This is a genomic window from Burkholderia sp. AU4i (assembly GCF_000466765.1).
GTDB lineage: Bacteria > Pseudomonadota > Gammaproteobacteria > Burkholderiales > Burkholderiaceae > Burkholderia > Burkholderia cepacia.
The window spans coordinates 1-25660 of sequence record NZ_ASSI01000125.1 but is presented as its reverse complement, the minus strand read 5'-3'; the positions used below and the strand labels follow the sequence as shown (position 1 = coordinate 25660).

Below are 25660 nucleotides of genomic sequence, written 5' to 3'. Positions count from 1 at the left end.
CTCGAAGGGGATGCGACATGAACCACTCGTTTCCGGTGGGCATCGGGCGTACGTGCGTTTGGAGCGCGCTGCTGCTGTGCATGGCGCTGGGCGGCTGCAAGACGCCACCGCTTCATCGCGGGCTGACGCAGACGCAGGTCACGGCGCTCAAGTCGGCCGGTTTCCAGGAAACCCAGCAGGGTTTCGAATTCGGCTCGACCGGGCCGATCCTGTTCGATTTCGATCGCTACAACCTCAAGCCCGATGTGCGGCGGATCGTCGAGCGGATCGGGCGCACGCTCCATTCGGCCGGGATCAACGGGGTGCGGGTCTACGGTTATACGGACGAAGAGGGCGTGGACGACTACGACGTCGAGTTGTCGCGTCGGCGTGCCGAGGTGGTGGCGATCGAGCTCGTCGATCTCGGGCTGGACCCGAAGCGCATCGCGGTCGTCGGGAAAGGCAAGCTCGACCCGGTGGGCGACAACCGGACACCGGCGGGCCGCGCGCAGAATCGGCGGGCGGCGATCGTGGTTTCGCCGCGGTGAGGTTTCGTTTCGGCGGGGCGGCGCGGCGCGTGCCGCGGAATCCCGGGTGTTTGCTCCCCGCGAGCAGCCGATCGTCATGCCCCTGACATGCTGACGTGGCGCATTACCGGGTGAAGCAGTCTTCGACGCCCGGATGGCGTTGCTCGACGCATTCGAGCCCGGGGCTTTCACGTGCCCGGACGAAATCGCCCCACCGGCTCCTTGAGTACTTCCTCACCATGGGGGCGCCGAGGGCGATCCTGCCCCGGAATCCCGCTGTCAGCCTGGTTTACCGGTTTTCGGGGCGCGAGCGTAAACGTTTGCGAGTGGCTTCCGCGCTGTCGGAATTTGTCCTACATTATCGGGGCTTCGGGCCGGCCAGCCGGCCTACGGAACCTGAGATCATACGCAAGGAACAAGAATGAGTTTCGCTCCGAACGGGGGTATTCCCAATGGTTTGGGCGGCGGCGGGCTGGGCTCGTTGAGCGCGCTCGGCGGCCTGGCCGGCCCGGTTGCGTCGAGTGTCGCCGGCAGCCTCGGGCCGCTCGCGGGGCTGGCCGGCCACGTCGACACCGTCCAGCGCGCGATGCAGCTCGCGCAGACCGGCTTCTCGCTGATGGACAAGACGCCCGGCGCGATCGCCGAGGCGATCAACGGTGCCGCCAACCCCGCGCGCCTGACCCAGCTCAACCGCTACGTGACGCTCGATACGCCGCTCGGCCCGGATGTGCTGCTGGTCAGCGCCGCCGTCGTCGACGAGCACGTGAACCGGTTGCCCGAGATCCACCTCGACCTGCTGTCCCATCGCCACGACCTTCGCCCGGAAGACCTGATCGGCCAGCAGGTCAAGATCCGCTTCGACCAGCAGGCGCGCCTGTCGACGCTCGAGCGTGTCGTCGCATCGGGTACCGGCGACAACGACCGTTATTTCGACGGCTACGTGGCATCGTTCGACCGCGCGGGCAACCCCGGGAACGTCACGCAGTATCACCTGACGGCGGTGCCGTGGTTCTGGTTCCTGACGCGCTCGACCGACTGCCGGATCTTCCAGAACAAGACCGCGCAGGACATCCTCACCGAGATCTTCCAGGAGCACGGGTTTTCCGACTTCGTGTTCGACATCCGGACGAGCCAGAAGCCGCTCGAGTATGTCGTGATGTACCAGGAGAGCTACTACAACTTCTGCGCGCGGCTGATGGAGCAGGAGGGGCTCGTCTGGACGCATCGCTACGAGAAGGACAAGCACATCCTGGTAATCGGCGATTCGAACCTGCTGTTCCGCCCGATCGACGGGCTCGCCACGGTGCCGTTCGCGGCCACCGAGGCGAGTGAGGACAGCGGGATCGACCAGTTGCACGAAGGCCGGCGCTTCGGCGTCGGCAAGGTCACGTTCCGCGACTTCAATCACCAGAACCCGTCGTCGCCGCTGATGCTGGTGGAAGCCGGGCCGCAGAACCTCAAGCATGCGCGGCTCGACGCGACCGAGCGGTTCGAGCACCAGTCGCTGTACGACCACGGCGACGACGGCAACCGCTACGCCCGCTTTGCGATGGAGGCCGAGGAGGCGCAGGCCCACCGCTATACCGGCGGCGGCTACGCGTGGCGCATGACCACGGCGGGCGCGGTCACCGTGGCGAATCACCCGGTGCTCGAGAACAACCAGGAATACGTGATCCTGCACGTGCGTCACGAGGCGGTGAACGACTACACGCAGCACAGCGCGAAGCTGCCGTACCGCAACAGCTTTGCGCTGCTGCCGAAGAAGGTGCCGTATCGCGCGCCGCGCAGCACGCCGAAGCCGGTGATTCACGGCACGCAGTCGGCGATCGTCGTCGGGCCGAAGGGCGAGGAAATCTATACCAACGGCAGCGCGGTGAAAGTGCATTTTCCGTGGGACCGGCGCGGCAAGAAGGACGGCTCCGATTCGATGTGGGTGCGCGTGTCGCAACCGTGGGCCGGCGACGGCTGGGGTGCGGCCGCGATTCCGCGGATCAAGCAGGAAGTGCTCGTCGCGTTCAACCAGGGCGATCCTGATAACCCGGTGATCGTCGGCCGCGTGTTCAACGGCGAGCAAGGCAACCCGTATCACGGCGCGGCCGGCCAGACGATGGGGATCAAGAGCCAGACGCACAAGGGGCAGGGGTCGAACGAGATCCGCATGACCGACACGAACGGCATGCAGGAGTTCTTCATGCACGCGCAGAAGGACATGAACACCGTCGTCGAGAACAACGAGACGCACAAGGTGCTGGGGCCGATGCGTACCGTGCTGGTGGCCACCGGCAGCGAAGAGAAGCAGATTCCGCAGGGCAACCTGACCGAGACGATCGCCGAGAAGCGCAGCACGACCGCGACCACCGTCGAGGTGACGACGCCGGCCAAGGACGGGGGCGGCGGCACGCAGGTTTACATGGCAGAGCGAGGCATCCTGCTGAAGGTGATGGACAGCTCGATCTCGCTCGCGCCGGAAGGCATTCGCCTCGAACACAAGGGCTCCGTGATCCTGATGACCGACGACGGCGTGATGGTCAACGGCAAGCGCATCGATCTCAACAAATAAAACGAACGAAACCAGCCATGCACTACGCAATTCACGAAGGCACCTTCGAACTGCCGGACGCGGCGCTTGATCGTACGGTCAACATCCTGATGATGAACGCCGGCCCCGGCGGCCTCAATCTCGTGATCGCTCGCGGGCGCTTGCGTGACGGGGAGAATCTCGACGCGTTCGTCGCGCGCGAATGGGAAGTGGCGTCGCGCGATGCCAGGATGCTGACCGAGAAAGCGCGCCGGCCCGTGACGGTGGCGGGTCGTGCGGGTATCCAGATCGACTCCACGCACGAACGGGACGGCCGGCTCTGGCATCAGGTGCAGACCATGTTTCCGTCGGACGACGCCGGCCGCGTGCTGGTGATGACGCTGACCAGCGCGGCACCGCTGACCGAAGAACAGCAGGCGATCGCCGACCGCATGCTGGCCAGTTTCCAGCCGCGCGCGGCGCGACCGACCCTGCTCGGGCCGGGTGACGCGTCGTGAGCGCGGAAAACTTCGCGGCCGCTCGCTTCGAAGATCCGATCCAGCACACGTCGTTTCTGGGTGAACTGGTCGGTACGGTCGGATCGGTGGTCGGCGGCGCCATCGTCGGGGCATTGGTGGCAGAGGCGATGGAGGGGCTGATATTCGCCGGCCTCGCCGCGCTCGAGATCGGCACGGCCGGGCTGGCGACGCCGCTCGTGATTGCGATTGGCGTCGGCGTGGCCGTTGGCTCGGGCGCGCTGATGGAAGCGAGCGGGATGAACGAGGCCATCGACGACGGCGCGAAGGCGCTGGCCAATTCGATGGTGCCGCCCGAGATCAAGGGCAAGATCGCAAGCGGATCGGGGAACGTTTACGTCAACAACAAGAAGGCGGCGCGGGCGGCGAAGCCGGGCGATCTCGATACCGTTGCGTGTACCGATCATCCCGGGCCGCAGATGATTGCCGATGGGTCGGGGAGTGTTTACATCAACGATCAACCGGCCGCGCGGGTCGGGGACAAGACCACGTGCGACGGGACGATTGCCGAAGGTTCGGACAACGTTTTCATCGGCGGCGGCACGCAGCGGGTGAGGGACGTGAAGTCGGCTACCCGGCTCGGATGGCTGGGGGCGGCGCTGGGTATTGCGCTCGCAGTTTGCGGGCGCGGGAAGATGAGCTGGGGGCAGTTCCTGAAGAGCAAGGTGCCGTGTCTTGCGGTGAATTTTGCGGCGGGTGCGTTCGGTACCTGGCTGGGGAGCCTGGCGCGGCCGTCGGCAGGGCATCCGGTCAACGTCATTACCGGCAGCAAGATTCTCGACGGCACGGACGATACCGACTTCGTACTGCCCGGGCCGTTGCCGATCGTGTGGCAGCGTTTCTATAGCAGCCTCGATGATCGTGCCGACAGCCTGTTCGGGACGGGATGGAGCGTGCCGATCAGCGTCGAACTGCGGCTCGCGCGTGAACACGGCGAGGTTCAGTCGATCACTTACTGGGACGAGCAGGGGCGCGATATCGTGTTCCCGGCCGTGTCGCCGGGTGAGAGTCACTTCAGCGTGCCTGAAGGCATTTACCTGATCTGCACCGAGGGTGGCCACTATGTGGTCGAGACGGTCGATGGTGTGTATCGCGATTTCGGTCGTGCCCGGAGCGATGCGGATAACGAAACGCTCAAGCTGTGGCGTCTCGAGGATCGCAACGGTAACTGGATCGAGGTGGAGCAGGAAGTGGCCGGTGAGTTCGTGCGGCCGGCACGGCTGCATGACAGCGCTGGTCGCGTATTGGCGTTCGCCTACGACAAGTCGCACGCCCGGCGCATTGCCGCGATCGAGCTGACCCGTGGTGTGGACGGTGAGCAACCCGATACGCTGGTGCGTTACGCGTACAACGATGCCGGCGAACTGGTTGCCGTTACCGACCGCAGCGGCTATATCGCGCGACGTTTCGCGTACGAGCGTGGACTGATGGTTCAGCACACGTTGCGCGGCGGCTTGCAGTGTTTCTATGCGTGGGAGGGGGTTGGGCGCGATGCGCGTGTCGTGCGCCACTGGACCAACGACGGCGAAGCGTACACGTTCAATGCGGACCTCGCCGGGCGCACGGTGACGATTACCGACCAGATCGGCCGCGTGACGCAGTGGACGTGGAACGAGGATCAGCAGCCGACGAGTCATACGGATGCCGAAGGTCACGTGTGGCACCTCGAATGGAACGCGATGCGGCAGTTGGTCAGTACGACCGATCCGGCAGGGAACACGACCCGCTTCGAATATGACGAGCGCGGGCGGCAGACGCAGCGCATCGATGCACTGGGCCAGGTCGAGCGCACGGAGTGGAACGGGCACTACGATCTGCCCGTCGCGGAAACCGATCCGGCCAATTCGCGCTGGATCTATCGCTACGACGATCGCGGCAACCTGACGATGACGCGCGATCCGGCGGGCTTCGCGACCGAGTATCACCGGGATGAACGCGGGTTGGTACACACGATCCGCGATGCGCGCGGTGGTTACAAGTTCCTCGAATGGAACGGCCGCGCGCAGTTGACCTCGTACACGGATTGTTCCGGGAAGATCACGCGGTTTGCATACGATGCGCGGGGTACGCTTGCGCGCGTGACCGACGCGATGGGCCAGTCCACCGTCTATGAAACGGATGCGATGGGGCGTGTCACGGGGATCGGGACGGCCGACGGTGCGCGCCAGATGTTTCGATACGATGCGGCCGGGCGGCTCGTCGAGGTCGTTGATGCGAATCAGCGCAGCACGCGTTATGAACTTGATCCGCGGGGATTGCTGGTATCACGCACGGATGCGGCTGATCGTGTCGTGCGATTCGGGTACGACGATGCGTTCCGGCTCGCGAGTTTGACCAACGAGAATCGCGAGACGTATCGCTTCCAGTATGACCGTCGCGATCTGGTTTCTGCGCAGATCGGCCTCGATGGTCACAAGCGTACGTACGAATATGACGTGTGCGGCCAAGGCACGAGTGTCCGGGATGGACAGATCGAGACGCGATACGAGCGCGACGCGATCGGTCGACTGACGGCGAAGCAAGCCGCGCATGAGCGGTGTGAATATCTGTACGACAAGGCGAGCCGAATCACATCCGCCGAGTTGTACACGCTGGCTGCTCGCGGCCCGTCGCTGAAGAATCGGGTCAGCTTGAAATACGGCGCTCGCGGTGAGGTCGTCGAGGAATACACACCGACCGGCTGGCTCGCGCATACCTATGATGAACTCGGCAATCGCGTCAGCACCACGATCTCCGGTGAGCGCACGATCGACTGGCTGCATTACGGGTCGGGACATGTGCACCAGATTCGTGTTGACGGTGCTGCGGTCGCCGACATGGAACGCGATGATCTGCATCGCGAGGTGCTGCGAACGCAGGGCAAGCTGACCAGTCGTTTCGGATACGACGCGGTAGGCCGTCGCGCACGGCACGCTGCGCAGCGGGGCCATGCGGCTGATGACCTGCTTGCGAAGCAGTGGCAATACGATGCAGCGGGCGACGTGATCCAGAAGCGCGATCAGCGTTATGGGACGACGAACTACCGGTATGACCCGACGGGGCGCATTGAACAGGCGGCGGGGCCGGGATTGCCGTCGGAGGTGTTTCGCTGGGATGCGGCGGCTAACTTGGTGTCGAGTGATCACCCGGGTGGCTACGTCGAGCACAACCGGCTCAAGATGTTCGAGGACAAGCGCTTCGAGTATGACGTTTATGGTCGGCTGGTTCGCAAGGTGAGTGGTCATGGGCCTGCTAAAGAGCTGGCGCTTGAATACGACGACTGGAACCAGTTGAAGACCGTCGTGACGAAGGATCGGCTTGGGATCTCGACGACGCATTTTGAATACGACGCGTTTGGTCGGCGGATTCGGAAGCTCAACGGCAGTTACGCGAGTACGGATTTCCTGTGGGACGGTATGCGGCTCGTGCAGGAGACGTATCACGACCGTCAGGGTGAGGAAGCGCTGACGTATTTGTATGAGGCTGATAGCTATGTGCCGCTTGCGCGGATTGATCAGGGCAAGCCGGCGGCTAACGATGCTGATGCGAGGGATGCGGTCTACTATTTCCACAACGATGTGTCGGGGTTGCCGGAGGAACTGACCAATGCCGATGGCGAACTGACCTGGCAGGCTCGCTACAAGATGTGGGGGAGCGCGGTCCGGGAGGATTGGATCGTGCGGGAGTCACAGCGGCCAATTCCGGCATGGGGTGAAGTGCAGGGGACCGCATCTGGACCGAGTTCCGTGCCGCGGCCGCAGAACCTGCGTTTCCAGGGGCAATATCTAGATCGAGAGACGGGGCTACATTACAACCTGTTCCGATACTACGATCCTGACGTTGGACGTTATATTAGTCCGGACCCGATCGGTCTGGCAGGTGGGGTTAATCTATATCAATATGCCAATGGCAATCCGATAAGCTGGATTGATCCACTTGGATTGTTTGGATGTGATCCAAAAGCACGTAAACATATCCTCTATGGTGATAGTCCTACGAGTGGCGGGCATATGTGGCCCGGTAATCCCGGGAAAACCGTATTTCCAGAATCGTGGGATGCAACAAAGATTATTTCTGAGGTTGACGGCGTTGTTAATTCTCCGAACACCAAATGGTACGCCCAGACAGGAACCGGCGGGGCTCTAACTAAGGCGGGAGAGCCGGCCACGTGGGTGTCTTGGGAAGTGAGAGATGGTGTGCGAATTCGCACTGTTTATCAGCCTGCTGTTGGCCGAATCGTGACAGCATTCCCGGACAATGAACCTATTCCGATTTTACCGGAGGCGAAATAAATGGAAGATTTGGAGAGATTGAGGGTGCTTGGAGAGGGGTTTAATGGCCGTCTTTCCGAAAATGAAATAAGATTTGCGTTAGGATATATCGATTTCAATGAGGCGCCCTTGGCTCTGGATACACTGTGTAATTATATTTGCGAACATGATGTTGGTGTTTCGATGGATGAGTATGGCGAGATCATATTGTTGAATGGGAATTTAGGGTCTCCTCTCGGGAGGAAAATTCTTTCCTATTTGAAGAGCTTAATTCCTGGCGATCAATGACAACAGGTAGCTGGGATCTGAGTGTGAGCATTGAATAAATTGATCTTGCGGGCTGCTACAAGATTTGGAACAGTTCGATGCAAAAAGAATGGATGGCATCGATACGGTCGCCGGAATTGGTTGTGCGGTAATTAGGTCGTCAGCGGGGAAAATCTGGGAAATTTGGACCGAAGCTGGCAATGTAGATATAGGTGAGGTGCCTGGGGGCGTGATATTTCGTACGATGCACCATTCGATGGCTGAAATTCTGAGGTGTGCAAGGTGAGTGCGGAGTTAAGGAAGATTTTTGAAAAAAGATTGCAGGAAGTTCTCAAGGAAAAGGTCACTGAGAGTGGTGCTAAGGTGTCAAAGGGGGAAATTCTTGTCGGTCGAGAAGGTGGGGGTAACGGGCGAATTGGATTCAGATTCCTGAAGAATGCAAATGGCTACATTCTTTCCGCCGCTGCCGATTCGCCTGATCTTCAGGATTTTTTTAAAAAAAATAATCCCCCGTATAAGCCGAGGATACCTACGGGGTTGGTGCTTGCGATGAATACATCCATGGAGAGAGTAAAATCTTTCTCTCCGAATCCCGGTGGTGCAGTTGACTTGCCGCAGAACGAGATGGAAGTCGAATCGACGTGTCGATGGATGTGCGAAAAAGTGACAGGTATTTATTTGCCTAGGGTCATAAATGCGATGGAGGTTGGGGCTCGATTGATTTGGGATGTAATGGAAAATCCAAACTATTATTCCTATCCACTTTTGACCATTGTTTTTGCGGCGAAAAGAAATGGTGTCGAATTGGGTGGGCTGGATGTTGATTATTTATTGGGAAGTAGGGTGTCAGGAAGTAAGTCGTTTGATGATGGTGTTATAAAAGAATATTGTAGGTAATTATATGCATGAGCGACCTGGAATCGAGCGAGGCAGCGTTGCTTTCCTTATTTTTCGAGTTCGTGTGGGTTTTGATGATTTTTTAACGGTTGACATTTCGTGTCGAATGAAGATAAGCGGATCGATCTATTCGTGAAAAGAGAGTATTTTCGCTCTAGGACGGAGTTTCCGTGTGGTTTCGGAGAGATTTTTACGGAATTTGTCAATGGTGTTGCGGCACGTCAGATCAGCTGTCCTGATAGTGGAAAGGTCTACGCGTCTTCATCCTTACAGGATTGGAATCCTGATATAGGATTTTTGCTCTTTGATGGAGTGAGGGGTGATCTTAATCTTTCGTTAAAAGACGAAATTAAACAAGAAGATTTTGAGCGGGCTTGGAATGCCGCCATAGGCAGCCAGTAGGTTACGTTTGAAGACAGTGACGGAGGTGCATTGAGATTTCATGCGGCTTGAAATTAAACTCTCGGAGAGCATCCGTCGAATACTCAAGCAGCTAGCATGCAGACTGTTGATCCACTGATTTCCCATGGCCAAATATTGGTTCGATCTAGGTCGTACGATGAAGGTATGAGTCAATGACGAGCCCGAAACGTAGATCACGGGCAGTGCTGCATACAAATTACCTCAATCTTGATACGCTTCCAGACGTTGCCTTTGGCGCAAGGGCCTACTTGCAGGTGGTGGGCAAATTCGAGAGGAACGAACTCGCCGCACGGTGCGCCGGAAAGCGATGTCTCTTCGAGATGATCCTTGGAGATGCGCGAAAGACAAACCGTAGCGGGGAAGTGCGACAGCTAATTCGGATTCGATTCTTCCTCGGATCTACTGGGCCAGATGCGCCGGAGCTTCAAGAGCCGGAATTTTCCAACTAAGACGCGAACGGAATTGTTCTCGCCTCAATATCAGGAGTCTGAGAAGAGATGAGCGCTGGAATCGTAATTTATGGAACCGATCCGACTCAGGTCGAGTCCGCTCTGTCATTGGCTGAAAGCCTGTTTCGTCAATTTGGTGGAGAAGCAACTAAGGCGGTTTTTCTGGAATTCGTTGTCCGGAACGGAGAGAGATTTGCTGATGATCGTGAAACGTCTATCGCTGAATTAAGGGGCAGGATTGCAGCTGGGGAGGTCGTTGAATTTCAGGTATATAACGACGAGGAAAATGGTGGCGTCCCAGTTATTTCATTTGGCCACAACGCTCCGGAATTTGAGGGGCTATCATTTGTTGATGTCCAGATAGGGAGGTCAATTGGCGAGGTGAGTGAAGAAATAGTGAAATTTATAAAGCATGCGGCCATTAATGTGAGATTTAAATACGCGATCGCTTACGATGCGGAAAATTCTTCGATTGCGTTCAAATATTCGACTGGTGTTAATCTGGTTGGAATTTTTCCTTTTGAAAATACATCTCTTTTCACCGGGGAGCTTCCTAATAGGTCGCCAGGGTCGGCGAGCTACGAAGGAGTAAAACTCAGGATGGTTTATCCCCTGAATGTTCTCAATGAAGAACATCTGGAGATTCGCGTCAACGATCTTTCATTGAAAGAATGGATCGGATCTGATTCTTCTCGAGGATCGTTGGAAAGCATTTCAAATGGCATGTGGATTTGGTCGATCGATGCGACTGCTTTGCCCGAAGTCAACAACGCTTGCGGAGAGGCGGGAATATTGCTCGCCTGGCAAAAAGCGTCCACGAATAAGCCGGTGCGAAAGCTACCGTGAGCGCGTTTCCTGATTGGCGCGGATCGTAAGCGATTCGACCGATTCCGAATCACACGCCCGAAGGATGCGGTGGACGACTACACGCGCTACAGCGGCCGACTGTTTACCGCAATACTTGCGCGCTGTTGCCGAAGAAGATTCCGTACCGCGCGGCGACTGGCACACCGAGTATGGAGCTTTCTTATCGCTGCGGTACGGGTGGACGACTGGTATCTGCCGAGGTCCAAGACATCGAGAGCAACTACACATGCACTCACATACGGGAGGCTGAGTCAGCCAGAATTGTGACGGTGTAGTGCTCGTGCCGTTGGCGCATGATCATGAGGATGGCGATCTAGCTTCTTTTTGGGGGTGCTCTGTTGAATCAGCTCGAACAGTACTACGCTGGTGACGATGTCTGGAAAAAATTCTCCGATCTTTTCGCGAAATACAAGGATTTGCCGGAGGTCCGAGATCTCGCCAAGGCTCTAAATGGGCACCTTGATCTTGCTTACACGATCTACTGGGTTGCCGGCCCGAAGTCGGCGCAGAAGTGGATAAGTTTGAACGTCCCGGCACTCGACAACATCCGCCCTATCGATTGCACTGACAACCCGGAGTTGATTAAGCGCCTGCGCGAATGTCTAATGCGGATGCCATCGTAACGACCACGGCAACCGCTATGCGCGTTCGCGTTAGGGGAAGCGCAGGCTCACCGCCGTACCGGTAGCGGCTATACGTGGCGCGTGGCCAAGGCCGAACCGTTTCAAATCGTCACGTTCTGATCAGTCGTGTCAGGGACGGATCGCGCTTGCGTCGATTTGCTCCCCATTGGCTTCGAAGCGCGCAATAAACCGAGGACTGACCAAGTCGCGTGCCTATACCCAATGGCTAACGTGCAGCTCAATACGCGTCGGTGATGGTCTAATAGGCAATGTCCAACTGATGATGATTGCGTGCACGCCGAGCGCGTGAATGGATGTGCCACACGCGCCGACTCCCTATCAAGGCACTGTATCTACCGAATACCAACAAAGAAGGATTCCGAACCACTAAAACGCCGCAGTAAACGAGCGCAGGCCGCAAGTGCTACCAACACTCACGACCCGCTAACCGCGGCCAACTAAGTGGGCGTTGCCCATGGCTAAGCCGAATCATAAAGCACGACCACCAAAGACGGAACGTTTCGTCACGATTCAGGAAATGTGGGGTACGCCGAAAACCGACCTCAAGCCGGAAAAGTTCTTTCCGTACATAAAGATCGGTGGAATATGGCTGATCAACGACGCGTGTTTTGTCCCGCGCCGCAAAGGACAAGTCCTGATCGAGCCCGGCAGCCTGATCATCACGCAGTTATAAAAGGCAACGCCGCAAGATGCGGTCGCGCTGCGCGAACTCGCGCAGCGCGCCGGGCAGGGCAACCTAAGCCACCCGCGACGAGCGGATCACCAAGCGATATTGCAAGAAGACCGCGACGTCCCCGCACCGCCGGTAGCCGTGCAATGCGTCCCCGCTCCATTGTCATAGAACGTCCGCGTCTCCGGCTGCGGCACGGACGGATCGAACGGATTCGGCGCACCATGCGGCCCGCGCGGTGCGTCGTACGGCCGCTGCGCCGCATACGATCCGCCACTACCCGCCGGCCGTGAGCCATTCGCTCGCAGGTATTCATTCCAGTTCTGCTCACGCTGCTCGTATCCAGGCACCGCGCGGCCAAAACTCTCGCTGCCACCCGCCCCGAGTGCGACCCGATTCGCGGGCAACACCAACTCGGGTTCATGTTCCGACGAAGGCGGCGGTGCCACAAGCGCATCGCCCGTTACACGCAACGGCCGCGTATCCGGCGTATCGAAAGGACTACGTTCCACGGGCGCGGCGTACTGCGAGCGGCGGCGGTTCATGCGTGCCGTATGTCCATCATCGCGAATGGCGGCGCGCCGTTCGGAACGAAAGACATTGGCACCGGCCGACCGATCGGTCAGCGTATCGCGACCGGCCGCATTGGCGGTAGAAACAGAAAGCGCGCACGCGATCGCGGCGGCGGAGGAAAGGCGAAACGGATGATTCATGAGCGATCCCAATCAGGTGATGTGCAATGAACAAAACGGCAGATCACTGGCTGGCGGCTGGGCGACGGGCGGGCGTTGAAGTGGCCCTGAAGCGACTGCGAGGCGCGGTGGACGCGTCTCGCAGGAAGGCTGGCTGGATTGCAGAGGCGAATTCGTATTATTTCACATAAATAACAATCACCTTTCAAATGATCGAGAATCGTCGGCAAACAGAAGGCTTGAGCGCCTCCACCCAACGCACTGCAATGGTGCCCGCCAAACCAATCATCAGTCGATTGAAGAACGACGATGCGACCCTTTACGGCCCAACTACACCCCACGAAAAATCGCCTATCACCCAATCCCAATCCCGACAAGGCACAGCGCCGAAAAACCCCCGCCAATAGCAACCAGATTGCACTCCCACCAAGCACCCCACGGCCCCCAAGGTTGCGCCGTCATTGCTACCGACTGTCACAACCTCTCTACGTGTTTTCCCTCGGTCGACCGGCATTTTTGACAGACGATTTAAAAACGCCCATATAATTTCGACTGCCTTGCCAACGGCTGTCGGACCACCCCTCCGATCAAGCGGTTTGGCAAGCGGGGCAGGCGAAACGCTTGCGCAATGCAAGACGCATCACGATGTCTTTCCGAACCAGACGTCCCCTTCGGGGACTGCAAGAGCCGGGCCCCGCTACGCAACATTCCGCTGGAGTTCCGTCTTCTATGTGTCTCGGGCGTGTCCCATGTCCTCGCCCCGGGTGCTGTTCGATTGCGCAAGTCATGCCGCCTTTGCCCGTATGACTAAACAACATCGAGGAGCTCCCAGATGACGCTGTCCCGTCTTACGTCCATTTCCGTCGCCGCCGTGCTGTTCGCCGCCGGCGCGGCCACCGCGCAAGCGGAAACCGTGAAGATCGCCATCGCTGGTCCGATGAGCGGCTCGGTCGCCCAATACGGCGACATGGTGAAGGCCGGCGCGCTGACCGCGATCGAGCAGGTCAACGCAGCAGGCGGTGCGGGCGGCAACAAGTTCGAAGTGGTGATGATGGACGACGCATGCGAACCGAAGCAGGCCGTCGCCGTCGCCAACAAGATCGTCAGCCAGAAGATCAAGTACGTGATCGGCCACGTGTGCTCGGGGTCGACGATCCCGGCCTCCGACATCTACCAGAACGAAGGCATCGTGATGGTCACGCCGTCGGCCACCGCACCGCAGCTGACGGAAGGCAAGAAGCGTCACTTCATCTTCCGCACGATCGGCCGTGACGACCAGCAAGGCCCGGCCGCCGCGCACTTCATCATCAACAACGTGAAGCCGAAGAAGGTCGCGGTGCTGCACGACAAGCAGTCGTACGGCCAGGGCATCGCATCGTCGGTGAAGAAGGACCTCGAAGCCGCGAAGATCCCGGTCGTGCTGTTCGAAGGCATCAACGCCGGCGATTCGGACTACTCGGCGATCATCACGAAGCTGAAGTCGCAAGGCGTCGATTTCGTCTACTTCGGCGGTTACCACCCGGAAATGGGCCTGCTGCTGCGCCAGGCGCGCGAGCAGGGCGTGAAGGCCACGTTCATGGGGCCTGAAGGCGTGGGCAACAAGGACGTGACGGCAATCGCCGGCCCGGCCTCGGAAGGCATGCTCGTCACGCTGCCGGCCGACTTCTCCGCCGATCCGGCCAACGCGGCGCTCGTGAAGGCGTTCGCGGACAAGAAGCGCGATCCGAACGGCCCGTTCCAGATGCCGTCGTACGCCGCGGTGAAGATCATCGCCGACGCGATCGCGGGTGCGAAGACGACCGACCCGACCAAGGTCGCCGCGTACATGCACAAGACGACGTTCGACACGCCGATCGGCAAGGTCGCGTATGACGCGCAGGGCGACCTGAAGGCGTTCAAGTTCGTCGTGTACACGTGGCACAAGGACGCGACGAAGACCGCCGCCAAGTAATACGGAGTACCCGCCCACGCATCCGCCCTGTCCGAAACCCGGACGGGGCCGGTGTGCATTCGCGCCGCGCATGTCCCCAGTGCGCGGCCGGCAGGCGGCCCGAGACGACACCGTGCGTTGCGCGCGGCCGAATGCCGTGATCCGGCGCGGTACGCGACACAGCGCCAACGGGAGCTTCCCGCACATGACTGACTTCTTTCCGCAATTCGCCCAGCAGCTGGTCAACGGCCTGACGTTGGGTGCGATCTATGCGCTGATCGCCATCGGCTATTCGATGGTCTACGGCATCATCGGCATGATCAACTTCGCCCACGGCGAGATCTACATGATCGGCGCATACGTGGGCCTCGTCACCCTCACGGCCATCGGCATCTCCGCCGGTTATCCGCTGCCGCTCGTGCTCGGCACCGCACTGATCGTGTCGGTGATCGTCACCGGGCTGTACGGCTTCGCGGTCGAGCGCGTCGCGTATCGGCCGCTGCGCGGCGGCCCGCGCCTCGTGCCGCTGATCTCCGCGATCGGCATGTCGATCTTCCTGCAGAACTACGTGCAGATCGGCCAGGGCGCGCGCGACGTGTCCGTGCCGGTGCTGATCTCCGGCGCGTTCGACATCCATCTCGGCGGCGACTTCGACGTGACGATCCCGTATGCGCGCCTGCTGATCGTCTGCGTGACGGTCGTGCTGATGATCGCGCTCACGCTGTTCATCTCGCATTCGCGGATGGGCCGTGCCTGCCGCGCATGCGCCGAGGACATGAAGATGGCGAACCTGCTCGGCATCGACACGAACCGCGTGATCTCGTTCACGTTCGTGCTCGGCGCGATGCTGGCGGCCGTCGGCGGCGTGCTGATCGGGCTGACGATCGGCAAGCTGAACCCGTATATCGGCTTCGTCGCGGGCATCAAGGCGTTCACCGCCGCGGTGCTCGGCGGGATCGGCAGCATCCCGGGCGCGATGCTCGGCGGCGTGCTGCTGGGCCTCGCTGAAACCTTCGCCGCAGGCTACATGCCGGCCGAGTACAAGGACGTCGTTGCGTTCGGCCTGCTCGTGCTGATCCTGCTCTTCCGCCCGACCGGCCTGCTCGGCAAGTCGGACATCGAAAAGGTTTGACGGAGACGCAGATGAGTACAGTCATTTCCGTTCGCCGCCCGGCCGCCGACGCTTCGTTCGGCCAGGCGCTGAAAAATGCCGTGGCCGCCGCGTTCCTGACGGCGATCCTCACGATTCCGGTGCTCGGGCTGCAACTGAAGCTCGACGGCTATCAGGTGGTGCTCACGCCGCACTGGCGGCCGGTGTGGATCGCGGTCGCGGCCGTGTTCCTGTTCCAGCTGTTCAAGCCGTGGCTCGTGCGCGCGAAATCGGCGGTGAAGCTGCCGGCGATGCCCGCGATGGGCGCGCGGCAGCAGCGCGCGGTCGTATGGGTGCTGCTCGCGGTCGGGCTCGTGTGGCCGTTCTTCGGCTCGCGCGGCGCGGTGGACGTCGCGACGCTCGCGCTGATCTACGTGATCCTCGGCCTCGGGCTGAACATCGTGGTCGGTTTCGCGGGGCTGCTGGATCTCGGTTATGTCGGGTTCTACGCGGTCGGCGGCTATACGTATGCGATGCTGAACCAGTACTTCGGGCTGTCGTTCTGGGAGTGCCTGCCGCTCGCGGCGATCGCGGCCGCGACGTTCGGCTTCCTGCTCGGCTTCCCGGTGCTGCGGCTGCGCGGCGACTATCTCGCGATCGTCACGCTCGGCTTCGGCGAAATCATCCGCCTGCTCGCGAACAACCTGACGAGCCTCACGGGCGGCCCGGACGGCATCTCGGGCATCCCGAAGCCGACCGTGTTCGGCTACGAGATGGCGCGCAGCGCGAGCGTCGAAGGCGCGAAGACGTTCCACGAACTGATCGGGCTGGAATACAGCGGCGACCACGTGGTGATCTTCCTGTACCTGCTCGCGCTCGTGCTGGTCGGCTTCACGCTGTTCGTCACGAGCCGCCTGATCCGCATGCCGATGGGCCGTGCGTGGGAAGCGCTGCGCGACGACGAGATCGCGTGCCGTTCGCTCGGCCTGAACCCGACACGCATCAAGCTGTCGGCGTTCACGCTCGGCGCGGCGTTCGCGGGCATCGGCGGCGCGTTCTTCGCGGCACGCCAGGGCCTCGTGAATCCTGAATCGTTCACCTTCATCGAATCGGCGCTGATTCTCGCGATCGTCGTGCTCGGCGGGATGGGTTCGCAGCTCGGCGTGATTCTCGCGGCGATCCTGCTGACCGTGCTGCCGGAAGTCGCGCGCGGCTTTGCCGAGTACCGGATGCTGATCTTCGGTCTGGTGATGGTGTTGATGATGATGTGGCGTCCGCAGGGCCTGCTGCCCGCGAGCCGTCCCCACGTGGAGCTGCCGCGATGAGCGCACATGCAGAACTGTTGAAGGTCGCCGGGCTGCAGATGCGCTTCGGCGGGTTGCTCGCGGTGGACGGGATCGATTTCGACGTGCGCCGTGATGAGGTGTTCGCGATCATCGGGCCGAACGGCGCGGGCAAGACCACGGTGTTCAACTGCGTCGGCGGCTTCTACAAGCCGACCGGCGGCGACGTCGTGCTCGACGGCCACGCGATCGCGGGGCTGCCGAGCCACAAGATCGCGTTGAAGGGCCTCGTGCGGACGTTCCAGAACATCCGCCTGTTCAAGTCGCTGACCGTCGTCGAGAACCTGCTCGTCGCGCAGCACCGCAAGGTGAAGGCGGGATTGCTGCCGGGCCTCTTCTCGACGCCCGCGTATCGCCGTGCCGAGAAGGAAGCGCTCGAGCGCGCGGCGGTGTGGCTCGACCGGATGGGGCTGACGTCGGTCGCCAACCGGCCGGCCGGCACGCTGTCGTACGGGCATCAGCGGCGTCTGGAGATTGCGCGCTGCATGATCACCGAGCCGCGCCTGCTGATGCTCGACGAGCCGGCGGCCGGCCTCAACCCGCAGGAGAAGGTCGAACTGCAGCATCTGATCGACAAGCTGCGCCGCGAGTTCGGCGTGTCGGTGCTGCTGATCGAACACGACATGAGCCTCGTGATGGGCGTGTCCGACCGCATCCTCGTGATGGAGCACGGCCGGCCGATCGTGATCGGCACGCCGGAAGCGGTCCGCAACGACCCGCGCGTGATCAAGGCGTATCTGGGGGAAGAGTGATGCTGAAGCTGGAACAGGTCCATACGCACTACGGCGCGGTCGAGGCGCTCGCGGGCGTGTCGATCGAGGTGAACAAGGGCGAGATCGTCACGCTGATCGGCAGCAACGGCGCCGGCAAGACGACGTTGATGATGACCGTGTGCGGCACGCCGCGCGCATCGTCGGGCCGCGTGCTGTTCGAGGGCAACGACATCGCCGCGATGTCGACGCACCAGATCATGCGGCAGGGGATGGCGATCTCGCCGGAAGGGCGGCGCGTGTTCCCGAGCCTGACGGTGCTCGAGAACCTGAAAATGGGCGGCTTCTTCGCGAGCCGTCACGAGATCGACGACGGCATCGAGCACGTGTTCAAGCTGTTTCCGCGCCTGAAGGAGCGCGCGACGCAGCGGGCCGGCACGATGTCGGGCGGCGAGCAGCAGATGCTGGCGATCGGCCGTGCGCTGATGAGCAAGCCGCGCCTGCTGCTGCTCGACGAACCGACGCTCGGCCTCGCGCCGCTCGTGATCGCGCAGATCTTCGACATCATCCGGACGATCCGCGACGAGGGCGTCACGGTGTTCCTCGTCGAGCAGAACGCGAACAAGGCGCTCGGTGTGGCCGATCGCGGCTACGTGCTCGAAACGGGGCGTGTGGTGCTTGCCGATACGGGCGCGAACCTGCTCGCGAACGACCGGATCAAGCAAGCGTACCTCGGCGGTTGATGAAGGAAGCCGCCGGCCTGCAACGGGCCGGCGGTCTACGCGAATGGTGTAGCCGATTCGGCTTCGATCGTAGTTGATCCGGCTACGACTGGCGGCGACGCGAAACACCTCCATCGGCAGCGGTTCGGCCTCGACCTCGACCTGCCGATGCCTTTTCTACCCTGGCCGATCCTGAACGTGCTTTTCAGCACGTCGCGCAAATTGCAGCGCGGCGCGATTGCCGTCGTCCGTCAGCCGGATGTGTGGGTGTCCGTCGTGTGGCTGACGGTTTTCTCGACTTTCATCGCCTACCTGTCGTTGTGGGCGCTGCTCAAGCGCATGCCCGCGACGCGCGTGGCGACCCTCGTTTATCTCGAACCGCCCGTGACGCTGGCCTGGGCCGCGTGGATGTTCGGCGACAGCATCGCGGTGTCGACCTATCTCGGCATCGTCGTCGTCGCGATCGGTGTGTGGCTGGCCGGCAAGCCAGGCGAGCGGGCCACCCGGGCCCGGCGTGCCAGGATGGAAGCGGCCGGGCGCTGACGCGCTGGTTGTGCACGCGATTCCGGTGTAGCGTCGCGGTACTGTCACGACCTGTGAAGGAATCCGATGAAGGTCAAACGGATCGTCGCCAATATCGACACACGATCAGTCGACGACGCAAAGCGCTTCTACCAGCGGATCTTCGGCCTCGACGTGCTGATGGACCACGGCTGGATCGCAACCTATGGCAATGCCGAGCAGATGGACGTGCAGATCAGCTTCGCATCGCATGGCGGGGCGGGTACGCCGACGCCCGATCTGTCGATCGAGGTCGACGACGTCGACGAAGCGCTCGCACGCGTGCATGCGGCGGGGATTCCCGTCGAATACGGCCCGGCTGACGAGCCTTGGGGCGTGCGGCGGTTTTACGTGCGCGATCCGTTCGGCAAGCTCGTCAACGTGCTCGCGCATCGTTGATCCGGGATGCGGGGGCGGCCGGGGTGTTCACGTATGCAATGCCAGCCCCTTCACGGCCTTGTCGACCGCCTTCTTCGGCCCGCGCAGCGCCAGCCCGACGAGGTCGGGATGCTCGGCATCGCCGGCACGAAAGACTTCGCGGTTGGCCGCGTCGTGCCCGGTCGAAAACATCGCGTGCACGTAGGGCACGATCGTGAGCTCGCGCGACAGCGCCTGCCGGTGCGCGGCCTGCAGGCCGTTCAAATCGGCCGCGAACACCAGCATCGGCTGGCCCAGCATGCGGCCGTAGCGGCGTCCCGCCGCATCCTCGTAAGGCTCGCCGAGCGCTTCGGGCGCTTCAGCCGCGACGCCCGTCGCGAGAAACGCGACGACATTGAGTTTCTGCCACGCCGCGAGATCGTCGCGCACGATCAGCGCCACCTTGGTATCGAACATGATTGCTCCTCGTTGAAGCGCACATGATCGGATGCCGCGTGCGATCAGTCTGGAACGTTTGTGCACATCTGCCGGTACGCGGCCGGCGTGATCCGGTATGCGCGGCGGAACCAGCGGCCGAGGTGGCTCTGGTCGGCGAAGCCGACGTCGGCCGCGACCTGTGCGGGCGTGCGGCCGGCGGCCAGCAGGCGGCGCGCGGCGCGTAGCCGCACGCGCACCAGGTATGCGTGCGGCGACGTGCCGTACGCGCGCTGGAACAGCCGCGTCAGCCGGAACCGGTCGATCCCGGTGAGATCGACGAGTGCGTCGAGGCCGATATCGTCGCTCATGCGCGCATGCAGCAGATCGCGCGCGCGGGCAATCGCGGGCGCGACGGCATGGCCGCTGCTCTCAAGCGGGGCGCGCAATTCGCCGCCGAGCCGCGTCAGCAGGCGGTCGAGCGCCTGGTCGCGTGCGAGCTTGCCCTCGTTGCCGTGGAGCGCGACGAACGCCTGCCGGATCGTGTCGACGAGGCCGCGATCGTCGACCAGCGTGTGGCCGAACGCGGCTTCGACGCCGCCGAGGCCCGGCAGGTCCAGCCGGCGTGCCGCTCGCTCGACCCATGCCTGCGGGAGGTACAGCATTCCGTACGTGAAGCCGCCGGCTTCGGGCGCGTGGCCATCGTGCAGCGCGGCCGGCTCGATCAGGATCGCGCGGCCCGGCACGCTCGTATGCACCGACCGGTGGCACTGGAATTGCTGCACGCCCTGTTCGGTGAAGCCGACCAGCATGTCGTCGTGATCGTGCGCATCGTATGCATGACCGCTGAAATGCGCATGCAGGCTCTCGATGCCGGTGTCCGCATCGCGCCGAGCGACGAGCCAGTGGTCGCGCGTGTCGCTGCCGTTCGTCGCCGTGTCCCTCTCCATCGCTCGTTTCGTGCCGCGTCGTGACGTGTCCTGCAGTGTACGCCGATGCCGCCCGCTCACGCGCTGCCGGATGCCCCGGCCCCGGCCATTCACGCGTCGTTCGTCGTCGCCTGTTCGTCGCGCGCATATTGCGCGGGCGGCCGGCCGACGTGCCGCGTGAACGCGACGCTGAACGTGCTGGCCGAGCTGTAGCCGACACGCCCCGCGATCTCCGCGATACGGCCCTCGTTGCGCCGGAGCAGGTCCTTCGCGAGCGCCATGCGCCATGTCAGCAGGTATTCCATCGGTGCGACGCCGACCGCGCGGCTGAAGCGTTCGAAGAACGTCGAGCGCGACAGCGCGGCTTCCTTTGCCAGCTCGACGACCGTCCAGGGGTGCGCCGGACGTTCGTGCATCCGCCGGATCGCGGCTGCGAGGCGGCTGTCGGCAAGCCCGCGCACGAGGCCGGGCGACGCGTTCGTGCCGGACGTGAAGCGCAGCGCCTCGATCAGCAGCACTTCCAGCAGGCGCGCCAGCACGATCTCGCGGGCCGGCCGCTGCGCACGCGATTCGTCGCGCACCAGTTGCACGAGCGTGGTCAACCGCGGTTCGCCGCGCACGTGCACGAATTGCGGCAGCAGCGACACCAGCAGCGATGCATCGGGCGAACCGAAGCTGCAGTTGCCGGCCATCATCCGCGTGTCGACCGGGTTGGCGGCGTCGCCGATCCGGTATTCGCCGTGGTCGAGCGCGACTGGCGGCGCGGTTTCGACGCCCGGTGCCGGTGGTTCGAGGCTCGACATCGCGACGCCTTGGGCCGCCGGAATCAGCATGAAGTCGCCGGGCAACAGTTCGATCGGTGCGTGCCCGTCGATCGCGATCCGGCACCCGCCGTCGAGGATCGCGCAGTAGAACGGTTCGCCGGCGACCGTGCGGCTGATCGCCCACGGGCTCGCGCCGCGCACGTACTTCGAGTACCGCGCGCCCGGTTGCAACAGCGTCACGACTTCGGTCAGCGGGTCGATCATCGCCGGACTCTCGCAAAAGAAAAGCGGATTTTCGATTGTAGCGAATACGGATCCGGCCATCTATCGTACGAACACCTGCCCGACACATGACACATCACAGGAGTTCACATGAAGACCGTACTGATCACCGGCTGTTCCTCCGGCTTCGGCCTCGAGATCGCCCGCCATTTCCTGGCTCGCGACTGGCAAGTCGTCGCGACGATGCGCACGCCGCGCGAGGACGTGCTGCCGCCGTCGGCCAACCTGCGCGTGCTGCCGCTCGACGTGACGAACGCGGACAGCATCCGTGCCGCGGTCGACGCGGCGGGCCCGATCGACGTGCTCGTCAACAACGCGGGTTTCGGCGCGGCCGCGCCGGCCGAGCTCATGCCGCTCGATACGGTGCGTGCGCTATTCGAGACCAACACGCTCGGCACGATCGCGCTCACGCAGGCCGTGCTGCCGCAGTTTCGCGCGCGCGGGGCCGGGGTGGTCGTGAACGTCACGTCGAGCGTCACGCTGAAGGCGTTGCCGCTGGTCGGCGCGTATCGCGCGAGCAAGGCGGCGGTCAATGCGTACACCGAATCGATGGCGGTCGAACTCGAACCGTTCGGCGTGCGCGCGCATCTGGTGCTGCCGGGCCGGGCGCCCGACACGCGCTTCGGCGACAACGCGCGCGCGAACATGCACGGCTTCGAGCATGAAGCGTATGCGGAGTTTGTCGGGAAGGCCGTCGCGCGGATGCTCGATGCATCGGGGCCGATCACCCATGCTCAGGACGTCGCCGAAGCCGTATGGCGGGCGGCGACCGATCCGTCGAGCCCGATGCGCATTCCGGCCGGCGCGGATGCCGAGGCGTGGGCGGCCGAGGCGCGTTGATCGATCGGAAATTCGTCGCGCCGGTCGGTCGAGCCGGCGCGACGGAATGCGTGATGCGGGGAAGGGCGTTACCGCGCGCCGTTACAACGCCCGTTCGATCGCCTGCCCCAGCAGCGACAGGCCAAGATCGATCTCCTCCTCGCTGACGGTCAGCGGCGGCGCGATCCGGAACACGCCGCCCATGCCGGGCAACTGCACGATGTTCATGCTGAGCCCGAGGTTCATGCATTCGCGCGTGATCTTCGCGCCGAGCCCGTCCGCCGGTTCCTTCGTCCGGCGATCCTTGACGATCTCGACACCGAGCAGCAGCCCGCGCCCACGCACGTCGCCGATGCAGTCGAACCGTTCCATCAGGTCGAGCAGGCCGCGCCGGAGCCGGTCGCCCATCACGTTCGCCCGTGCGACGAGCCCGTCGCGCTGCACCACGTCGAGCACGCGCAGGCCGACGGCCGCCGGCAGCGGGTCCGACACGTGCGTCGTGTAGAACAGGTAACCGAGTTCGTGCGCGCGTTCCTCGATCGCCGCGGACGTCACGATCGCCGCGAGCGGCAGCCCCGCGCCGAGCGTTTTCGACAGCGTCAGGATGTCGGGCGTCACGCCGTCGCGCTGGCACGCGAACATCGTGCCGGTGCGCCCGACGCCGGTCTGCGCCTCGTCGAGGATCAGCAGCATTCCGCGTTCCTCGCACTTGCGCTTGAGCGCCGCCATATAGCCTTCCGGCAGCTCGATGATCCCGCCTGAACTGAGGATCGGCTCCGCGATGAACGCGGCGAGGTTGCCGCTCGACTGGCGGTCGATCAGGTCGAACGCGTAGTCGAGTTCGGCGAGATAGTCGTACGTGCCGTCGCGCTCGAAGCGCGGCCGGTACGTGAACGGTGCCGGGATCGCGAACGAGCCGACGGCGGCCGGGCCGACGCCCTTGCGGCCGGCACTGTACGTGGCCGATGCGGCGGCGCCCGTCATCCCGTGCCACGACTGCGCGAAGCCGACGATCTCGTACTTGCCGGTGACGAGCTTCGCCATCCGGATCGCCGCTTCGTTCGATTCCGCGCCGGTGCTGAGCAGCAGTGCGCGATCGAGCCCGTCGGGCGTGATGTCGGCGAGGCGTGTGGCGAGGTCGACGACCGGCCGCGACAGCATCCCGCTGAACAGATGGTCGAGCTTGCCCGCGTATTCGCCGATCACGGAGACGATCTCCGGATGGCTGTGGCCGAGCACCGCGCTCATCTGGCCCGACGTGAAATCGAGGATCGCGCGGCCGTCGGCGTCGTAGACGAAGCTGCCTTTCGCGCGCTCGATGATCATCGGCTCGAACGTGCCGCCGTAGCGGACCAGGTGCTGCCTGGCGTTGCGCCAGAAGGTCGGGTCGTCGTTCAGGGACATCGGGCTTCTCCGGGCAAGGGGCAGGGATCGCTTGCAGTCTAGGCGTGTGTCTGGTTTGATGGAAACGAATAGTTCTTATGCAAGGTAGAAAAGGAGCTAATACCTTGGGGCTTTCGCTTGAAATCGACCTGCTGCGCTCGTTCGTCGTGATCGCGGAGGTGCGGGCGCTCAGCCGCGCGGCCGCGCGTGTCGGCCGCACCCAGTCCGCGCTCAGCCAGCAGATGAAGCGGCTCGAGGAGGCCGTCGACCAGCCGCTGTTCCAGCGCACCGGGCGCGGCGTGGTGCTGACGCATCCGGGCGAGCGGCTGCTCGTGCATGCGCAGCGCATCCTGCGGCTGCACGACGAGGCGATGGCCGACCTGTGCGGCACGGGGTTGTCGGGGACGATCCGCTTCGGGTGCCCGGACGATTACGCGCAGGTGTGGCTGCCGTCGCTGCTGCGGCAGTTTTCGAGCCAGCATCCGCAGGCGATCGTCGAGGTCGTGTGCGGGCCGACGCCGCGTCTCGTCGAACAGCTGGAGAAACGCGCGGTCGACCTGGCGATGATTTCATTGCCGGACGACGGCGCGAACGACGACATCATTCGCCGCGAGCAACTGGTCTGGATCGGCTATCCGGGGCTGGAACCCGGGCATTTCGATCCGCTGCCGCTCGCGTTGTCCGATCGCGACACGCTCGACCACATCGCGGCCTGCGAGGCGCTGGAGCGCGCCGGCCGCCATTACCGTGTCGCATACGCGAGCAGCAGTCTCGCGGGGCTGATCGCGCTGGTGCGTTCGGGGCAGGCGTTCGCGGTGATGACGCAGACGGCGGTACCGGCCGACCTGGCGATCGTCACCGGCGATCCGCGCCTGCCGCCGTTGCCTGCCGTGGGCATTACGCTGAAGTTCGATCGCAAGCGGCCGTCGCACCTGACGGCGGCGTTCGCCGAGCATATCCGGCTCACGCTGCCGCTGTTGTGATGCGCGCGGCCGCCGCGCCGCGGTGTCACTCGACCGTCGACGAAGCCGACACCCGTGCCGGGTCATGCGCACCCGATGCCGCCTCCATCCCCACATCACGCACGCGGATCGCCGCCTGCATGCCCGACAACTTGAGTTCGGTCTCCTGATATTCGTTGACCGGTTCGGAATCGGCGACGATGCCGCAGCCCGCGAACAACCGGCAGGCCCCGCCGTCGACCAGCGCGGAACGCAGCGCGACGATGAAGTCGCCGTTGCCGTGCGCGTCGATCCAGCCGACGGGCGCCGCATACCAGCCGCGATCGAATCCTTCATGCGCGCGGATGTGGTCGAGCGCCGCGTCGCGCGGATGGCCGGCCACCGCCGGCGTCGGGTGCAGCGCCGCGATGACCTGCAGGAGCGTCGCGTCCGCGTTCAGCGTCGCGCGGATCGGCGTGCTCAGGTGCTGCAGCCTCGGCAGCCGGTGCAGCGACGGTTCCGCGGGCACGTCGAGCGCACGCGACAGCGGCGTGAGCGCGGCGCGGATCGCGTCGACGACGAGCGCGTGTTCGAGCCGCTCCTTGGCGGAAGCCATCAGGGCCGCGCCGAGTGCGCGATCGTCGTCGGGCGTGGCGCCGCGCCGGATCGTCCCGG

The 25660-nt window shown here is 62.9% G+C and carries 25 protein-coding genes; 19 read left to right on the top strand and 6 right to left on the bottom strand.

Going from position 1 to position 25660, the window contains the following annotated elements; translation table 11 throughout:
- The first annotated feature begins 17 nt into the window (after positions 1 to 17).
- The 10 genes from L810_RS26745 to L810_RS26720 all read left to right on the top strand — a co-directional run bounded on the left by L810_RS26745 (position 18) and on the right by L810_RS26720 (position 12030).
- Positions 18 to 527 (top strand): OmpA family protein, encoded by a 510-nt coding sequence (locus L810_RS26745; RefSeq protein WP_021161431.1) that lies wholly within the window; start codon positions 18 to 20, stop codon positions 525 to 527.
- 400 nt (positions 528 to 927) lie between these two features.
- A complete protein-coding gene (locus tag L810_RS26740) occupies positions 928 to 3066 on the top strand; it encodes a type VI secretion system Vgr family protein (RefSeq protein WP_021161430.1) in 2139 nt (712 codons plus the stop codon).
- Between the two features lie 17 nt (positions 3067 to 3083).
- The gene (locus L810_RS26735) at positions 3084 to 3542 is read left to right on the top strand and encodes a DcrB-related protein (protein ID WP_021161429.1); all 459 of its coding nucleotides are present in this window, start codon (positions 3084 to 3086) and stop codon (positions 3540 to 3542) included.
- Positions 3539 to 7831, top strand: coding sequence for an RHS repeat-associated core domain-containing protein (locus tag L810_RS26730; RefSeq protein WP_021161428.1), 4293 nt, complete (start codon positions 3539 to 3541; stop codon positions 7829 to 7831). Before L810_RS26735 ends, L810_RS26730 begins: the two co-directional genes overlap by 4 nt.
- A complete protein-coding gene (locus L810_RS47540) occupies positions 7832 to 8098 on the top strand; it encodes a MafI family immunity protein (protein WP_155638414.1) in 267 nt (88 codons plus the stop codon). It begins immediately after the preceding gene.
- Between the two features lie 261 nt (positions 8099 to 8359).
- A complete protein-coding gene (locus L810_RS47535; RefSeq protein WP_155836383.1) occupies positions 8360 to 8974 on the top strand; it encodes a hypothetical protein in 615 nt (204 codons plus the stop codon).
- Between the two features lie 99 nt (positions 8975 to 9073).
- The gene (locus L810_RS47530) at positions 9074 to 9376 is read left to right on the top strand and encodes a hypothetical protein (protein WP_155836381.1); all 303 of its coding nucleotides are present in this window, start codon (positions 9074 to 9076) and stop codon (positions 9374 to 9376) included.
- Positions 9377 to 9894: 518 nt separating this feature from the next.
- Complete coding sequence (locus L810_RS47525; RefSeq protein WP_155836379.1) at positions 9895 to 10692, top strand: hypothetical protein; 798 nt, start codon at positions 9895 to 9897, stop codon at positions 10690 to 10692.
- A gap of 359 nt (positions 10693 to 11051) precedes the next feature.
- Positions 11052 to 11336 (top strand): hypothetical protein, encoded by a 285-nt coding sequence (locus L810_RS26725; protein ID WP_042976333.1) that lies wholly within the window; start codon positions 11052 to 11054, stop codon positions 11334 to 11336.
- 475 nt (positions 11337 to 11811) lie between these two features.
- Positions 11812 to 12030, top strand: coding sequence for a hypothetical protein (locus L810_RS26720; protein WP_042976330.1), 219 nt, complete (start codon positions 11812 to 11814; stop codon positions 12028 to 12030).
- A gap of 86 nt (positions 12031 to 12116) precedes the next feature.
- Here the strand turns inward: L810_RS26720 and L810_RS45715 are convergent, their stop codons facing one another.
- Positions 12117 to 12740, bottom strand: a complete 624-nt coding sequence (locus L810_RS45715) for a hypothetical protein (RefSeq protein ID WP_021161426.1) — start codon at positions 12738 to 12740, stop codon at positions 12117 to 12119.
- Positions 12741 to 13551: 811 nt separating this feature from the next.
- Between L810_RS45715 and L810_RS26715 the strand changes: the two genes are divergently transcribed.
- The 7 genes from L810_RS26715 to L810_RS26685 all read left to right on the top strand — a co-directional run bounded on the left by L810_RS26715 (position 13552) and on the right by L810_RS26685 (position 19474).
- Complete coding sequence (locus L810_RS26715; RefSeq protein ID WP_021161425.1) at positions 13552 to 14670, top strand: branched-chain amino acid ABC transporter substrate-binding protein; 1119 nt, start codon at positions 13552 to 13554, stop codon at positions 14668 to 14670.
- A 184-nt stretch (positions 14671 to 14854) separates the two neighbouring features.
- Complete coding sequence (gene livH, locus L810_RS26710; RefSeq protein WP_042976347.1) at positions 14855 to 15781, top strand: high-affinity branched-chain amino acid ABC transporter permease LivH; 927 nt, start codon at positions 14855 to 14857, stop codon at positions 15779 to 15781.
- 11 nt (positions 15782 to 15792) lie between these two features.
- Positions 15793 to 17064, top strand: a complete 1272-nt coding sequence (locus L810_RS26705; protein ID WP_042976328.1) for a high-affinity branched-chain amino acid ABC transporter permease LivM — start codon at positions 15793 to 15795, stop codon at positions 17062 to 17064.
- Positions 17061 to 17834 (top strand): high-affinity branched-chain amino acid ABC transporter ATP-binding protein LivG, encoded by a 774-nt coding sequence (livG, locus tag L810_RS26700; protein WP_027789672.1) that lies wholly within the window; start codon positions 17061 to 17063, stop codon positions 17832 to 17834. The genes L810_RS26705 and livG overlap by 4 nt, the downstream gene beginning before the upstream one ends.
- Positions 17834 to 18535 carry an ABC transporter ATP-binding protein gene (locus L810_RS26695; protein ID WP_021161423.1) on the top strand — a complete coding sequence of 234 codons (702 nt, stop codon included), beginning with the start codon at positions 17834 to 17836 and terminating at the stop codon, positions 18533 to 18535. Before livG ends, L810_RS26695 begins: the two co-directional genes overlap by 1 nt.
- Before the next feature lie 147 nt (positions 18536 to 18682).
- Positions 18683 to 19057 (top strand): DMT family transporter, encoded by a 375-nt coding sequence (locus tag L810_RS26690; protein WP_021161422.1) that lies wholly within the window; start codon positions 18683 to 18685, stop codon positions 19055 to 19057.
- Positions 19058 to 19123: 66 nt separating this feature from the next.
- A complete protein-coding gene (locus L810_RS26685; RefSeq protein ID WP_021161421.1) occupies positions 19124 to 19474 on the top strand; it encodes a VOC family protein in 351 nt (116 codons plus the stop codon).
- Between the two features lie 27 nt (positions 19475 to 19501).
- Here L810_RS26685 and L810_RS26680 read toward each other — a convergent pair whose 3' ends face one another.
- From L810_RS26680 to L810_RS26670, 3 genes are all read right to left on the bottom strand, one after another.
- Positions 19502 to 19909, bottom strand: a complete 408-nt coding sequence (locus tag L810_RS26680; RefSeq protein WP_021161420.1) for a DUF2000 domain-containing protein — start codon at positions 19907 to 19909, stop codon at positions 19502 to 19504.
- Positions 19910 to 19953: 44 nt separating this feature from the next.
- The gene (locus L810_RS26675; protein WP_021161419.1) at positions 19954 to 20817 is read right to left on the bottom strand and encodes an AraC family transcriptional regulator; all 864 of its coding nucleotides are present in this window, start codon (positions 20815 to 20817) and stop codon (positions 19954 to 19956) included.
- Between the two features lie 89 nt (positions 20818 to 20906).
- The gene (locus L810_RS26670; protein WP_021161418.1) at positions 20907 to 21884 is read right to left on the bottom strand and encodes an AraC family transcriptional regulator; all 978 of its coding nucleotides are present in this window, start codon (positions 21882 to 21884) and stop codon (positions 20907 to 20909) included.
- Positions 21885 to 21932: 48 nt separating this feature from the next.
- Here L810_RS26670 and L810_RS26665 point away from each other — a divergent pair, with 48 nt between their 5' ends.
- Complete coding sequence (locus L810_RS26665) at positions 21933 to 22682, top strand: SDR family oxidoreductase (RefSeq protein WP_021161417.1); 750 nt, start codon at positions 21933 to 21935, stop codon at positions 22680 to 22682.
- 81 nt (positions 22683 to 22763) lie between these two features.
- On the opposite strand, the gene L810_RS26660 is transcribed toward L810_RS26665, so the two are convergent.
- Positions 22764 to 24065: an aspartate aminotransferase family protein gene (locus L810_RS26660; protein WP_021161416.1), complete on the bottom strand. Its 1302-nt coding sequence runs from the start codon at positions 24063 to 24065 to the stop codon at positions 22764 to 22766.
- A 77-nt stretch (positions 24066 to 24142) separates the two neighbouring features.
- On the opposite strand from L810_RS26660, the gene L810_RS26655 reads away from it, so the two are divergent.
- A complete protein-coding gene (locus tag L810_RS26655) occupies positions 24143 to 25027 on the top strand; it encodes a LysR family transcriptional regulator (protein WP_081052663.1) in 885 nt (294 codons plus the stop codon).
- Positions 25028 to 25052: 25 nt separating this feature from the next.
- On the opposite strand, the gene L810_RS26650 is transcribed toward L810_RS26655, so the two are convergent.
- Positions 25053 to 25660: isochorismate synthase (locus L810_RS26650; RefSeq protein WP_042976326.1), on the bottom strand; the 608-nt coding region annotated here is incomplete at its 5' end.

Coding starts and splice junctions, on each gene's coding strand:
- L810_RS26720 (WP_042976330.1), top strand. CDS start 11,812: ATGGCTAAGCCGAATCATAAAGCACGACCACCAAAGACGGAACGTTTC.
- L810_RS26665 (WP_021161417.1), top strand. CDS start 21,933: ATGAAGACCGTACTGATCACCGGCTGTTCCTCCGGCTTCGGCCTCGAG.
- L810_RS26690 (WP_021161422.1), top strand. CDS start 18,683: ATGCCTTTTCTACCCTGGCCGATCCTGAACGTGCTTTTCAGCACGTCG.
- L810_RS26670 (WP_021161418.1), bottom strand. CDS start 21,884: ATGGCCGGATCCGTATTCGCTACAATCGAAAATCCGCTTTTCTTTTGC.
- L810_RS26675 (WP_021161419.1), bottom strand. CDS start 20,817: ATGGAGAGGGACACGGCGACGAACGGCAGCGACACGCGCGACCACTGG.
- L810_RS26680 (WP_021161420.1), bottom strand. CDS start 19,909: ATGTTCGATACCAAGGTGGCGCTGATCGTGCGCGACGATCTCGCGGCG.
- livG (WP_027789672.1), top strand. CDS start 17,061: ATGAGCGCACATGCAGAACTGTTGAAGGTCGCCGGGCTGCAGATGCGC.
- L810_RS26745 (WP_021161431.1), top strand. CDS start 18: ATGAACCACTCGTTTCCGGTGGGCATCGGGCGTACGTGCGTTTGGAGC.
- L810_RS26705 (WP_042976328.1), top strand. CDS start 15,793: ATGAGTACAGTCATTTCCGTTCGCCGCCCGGCCGCCGACGCTTCGTTC.
- L810_RS47525 (WP_155836379.1), top strand. CDS start 9,895: ATGAGCGCTGGAATCGTAATTTATGGAACCGATCCGACTCAGGTCGAG.
- L810_RS26660 (WP_021161416.1), bottom strand. CDS start 24,065: ATGTCCCTGAACGACGACCCGACCTTCTGGCGCAACGCCAGGCAGCAC.
- L810_RS26685 (WP_021161421.1), top strand. CDS start 19,124: ATGAAGGTCAAACGGATCGTCGCCAATATCGACACACGATCAGTCGAC.
- L810_RS26715 (WP_021161425.1), top strand. CDS start 13,552: ATGACGCTGTCCCGTCTTACGTCCATTTCCGTCGCCGCCGTGCTGTTC.
- L810_RS26655 (WP_081052663.1), top strand. CDS start 24,143: ATGCAAGGTAGAAAAGGAGCTAATACCTTGGGGCTTTCGCTTGAAATC.
- L810_RS45715 (WP_021161426.1), bottom strand. CDS start 12,740: ATGAATCATCCGTTTCGCCTTTCCTCCGCCGCCGCGATCGCGTGCGCG.
- livH (WP_042976347.1), top strand. CDS start 14,855: ATGACTGACTTCTTTCCGCAATTCGCCCAGCAGCTGGTCAACGGCCTG.
- L810_RS26740 (WP_021161430.1), top strand. CDS start 928: ATGAGTTTCGCTCCGAACGGGGGTATTCCCAATGGTTTGGGCGGCGGC.
- L810_RS26735 (WP_021161429.1), top strand. CDS start 3,084: ATGCACTACGCAATTCACGAAGGCACCTTCGAACTGCCGGACGCGGCG.
- L810_RS26695 (WP_021161423.1), top strand. CDS start 17,834: ATGCTGAAGCTGGAACAGGTCCATACGCACTACGGCGCGGTCGAGGCG.
- L810_RS47540 (WP_155638414.1), top strand. CDS start 7,832: ATGGAAGATTTGGAGAGATTGAGGGTGCTTGGAGAGGGGTTTAATGGC.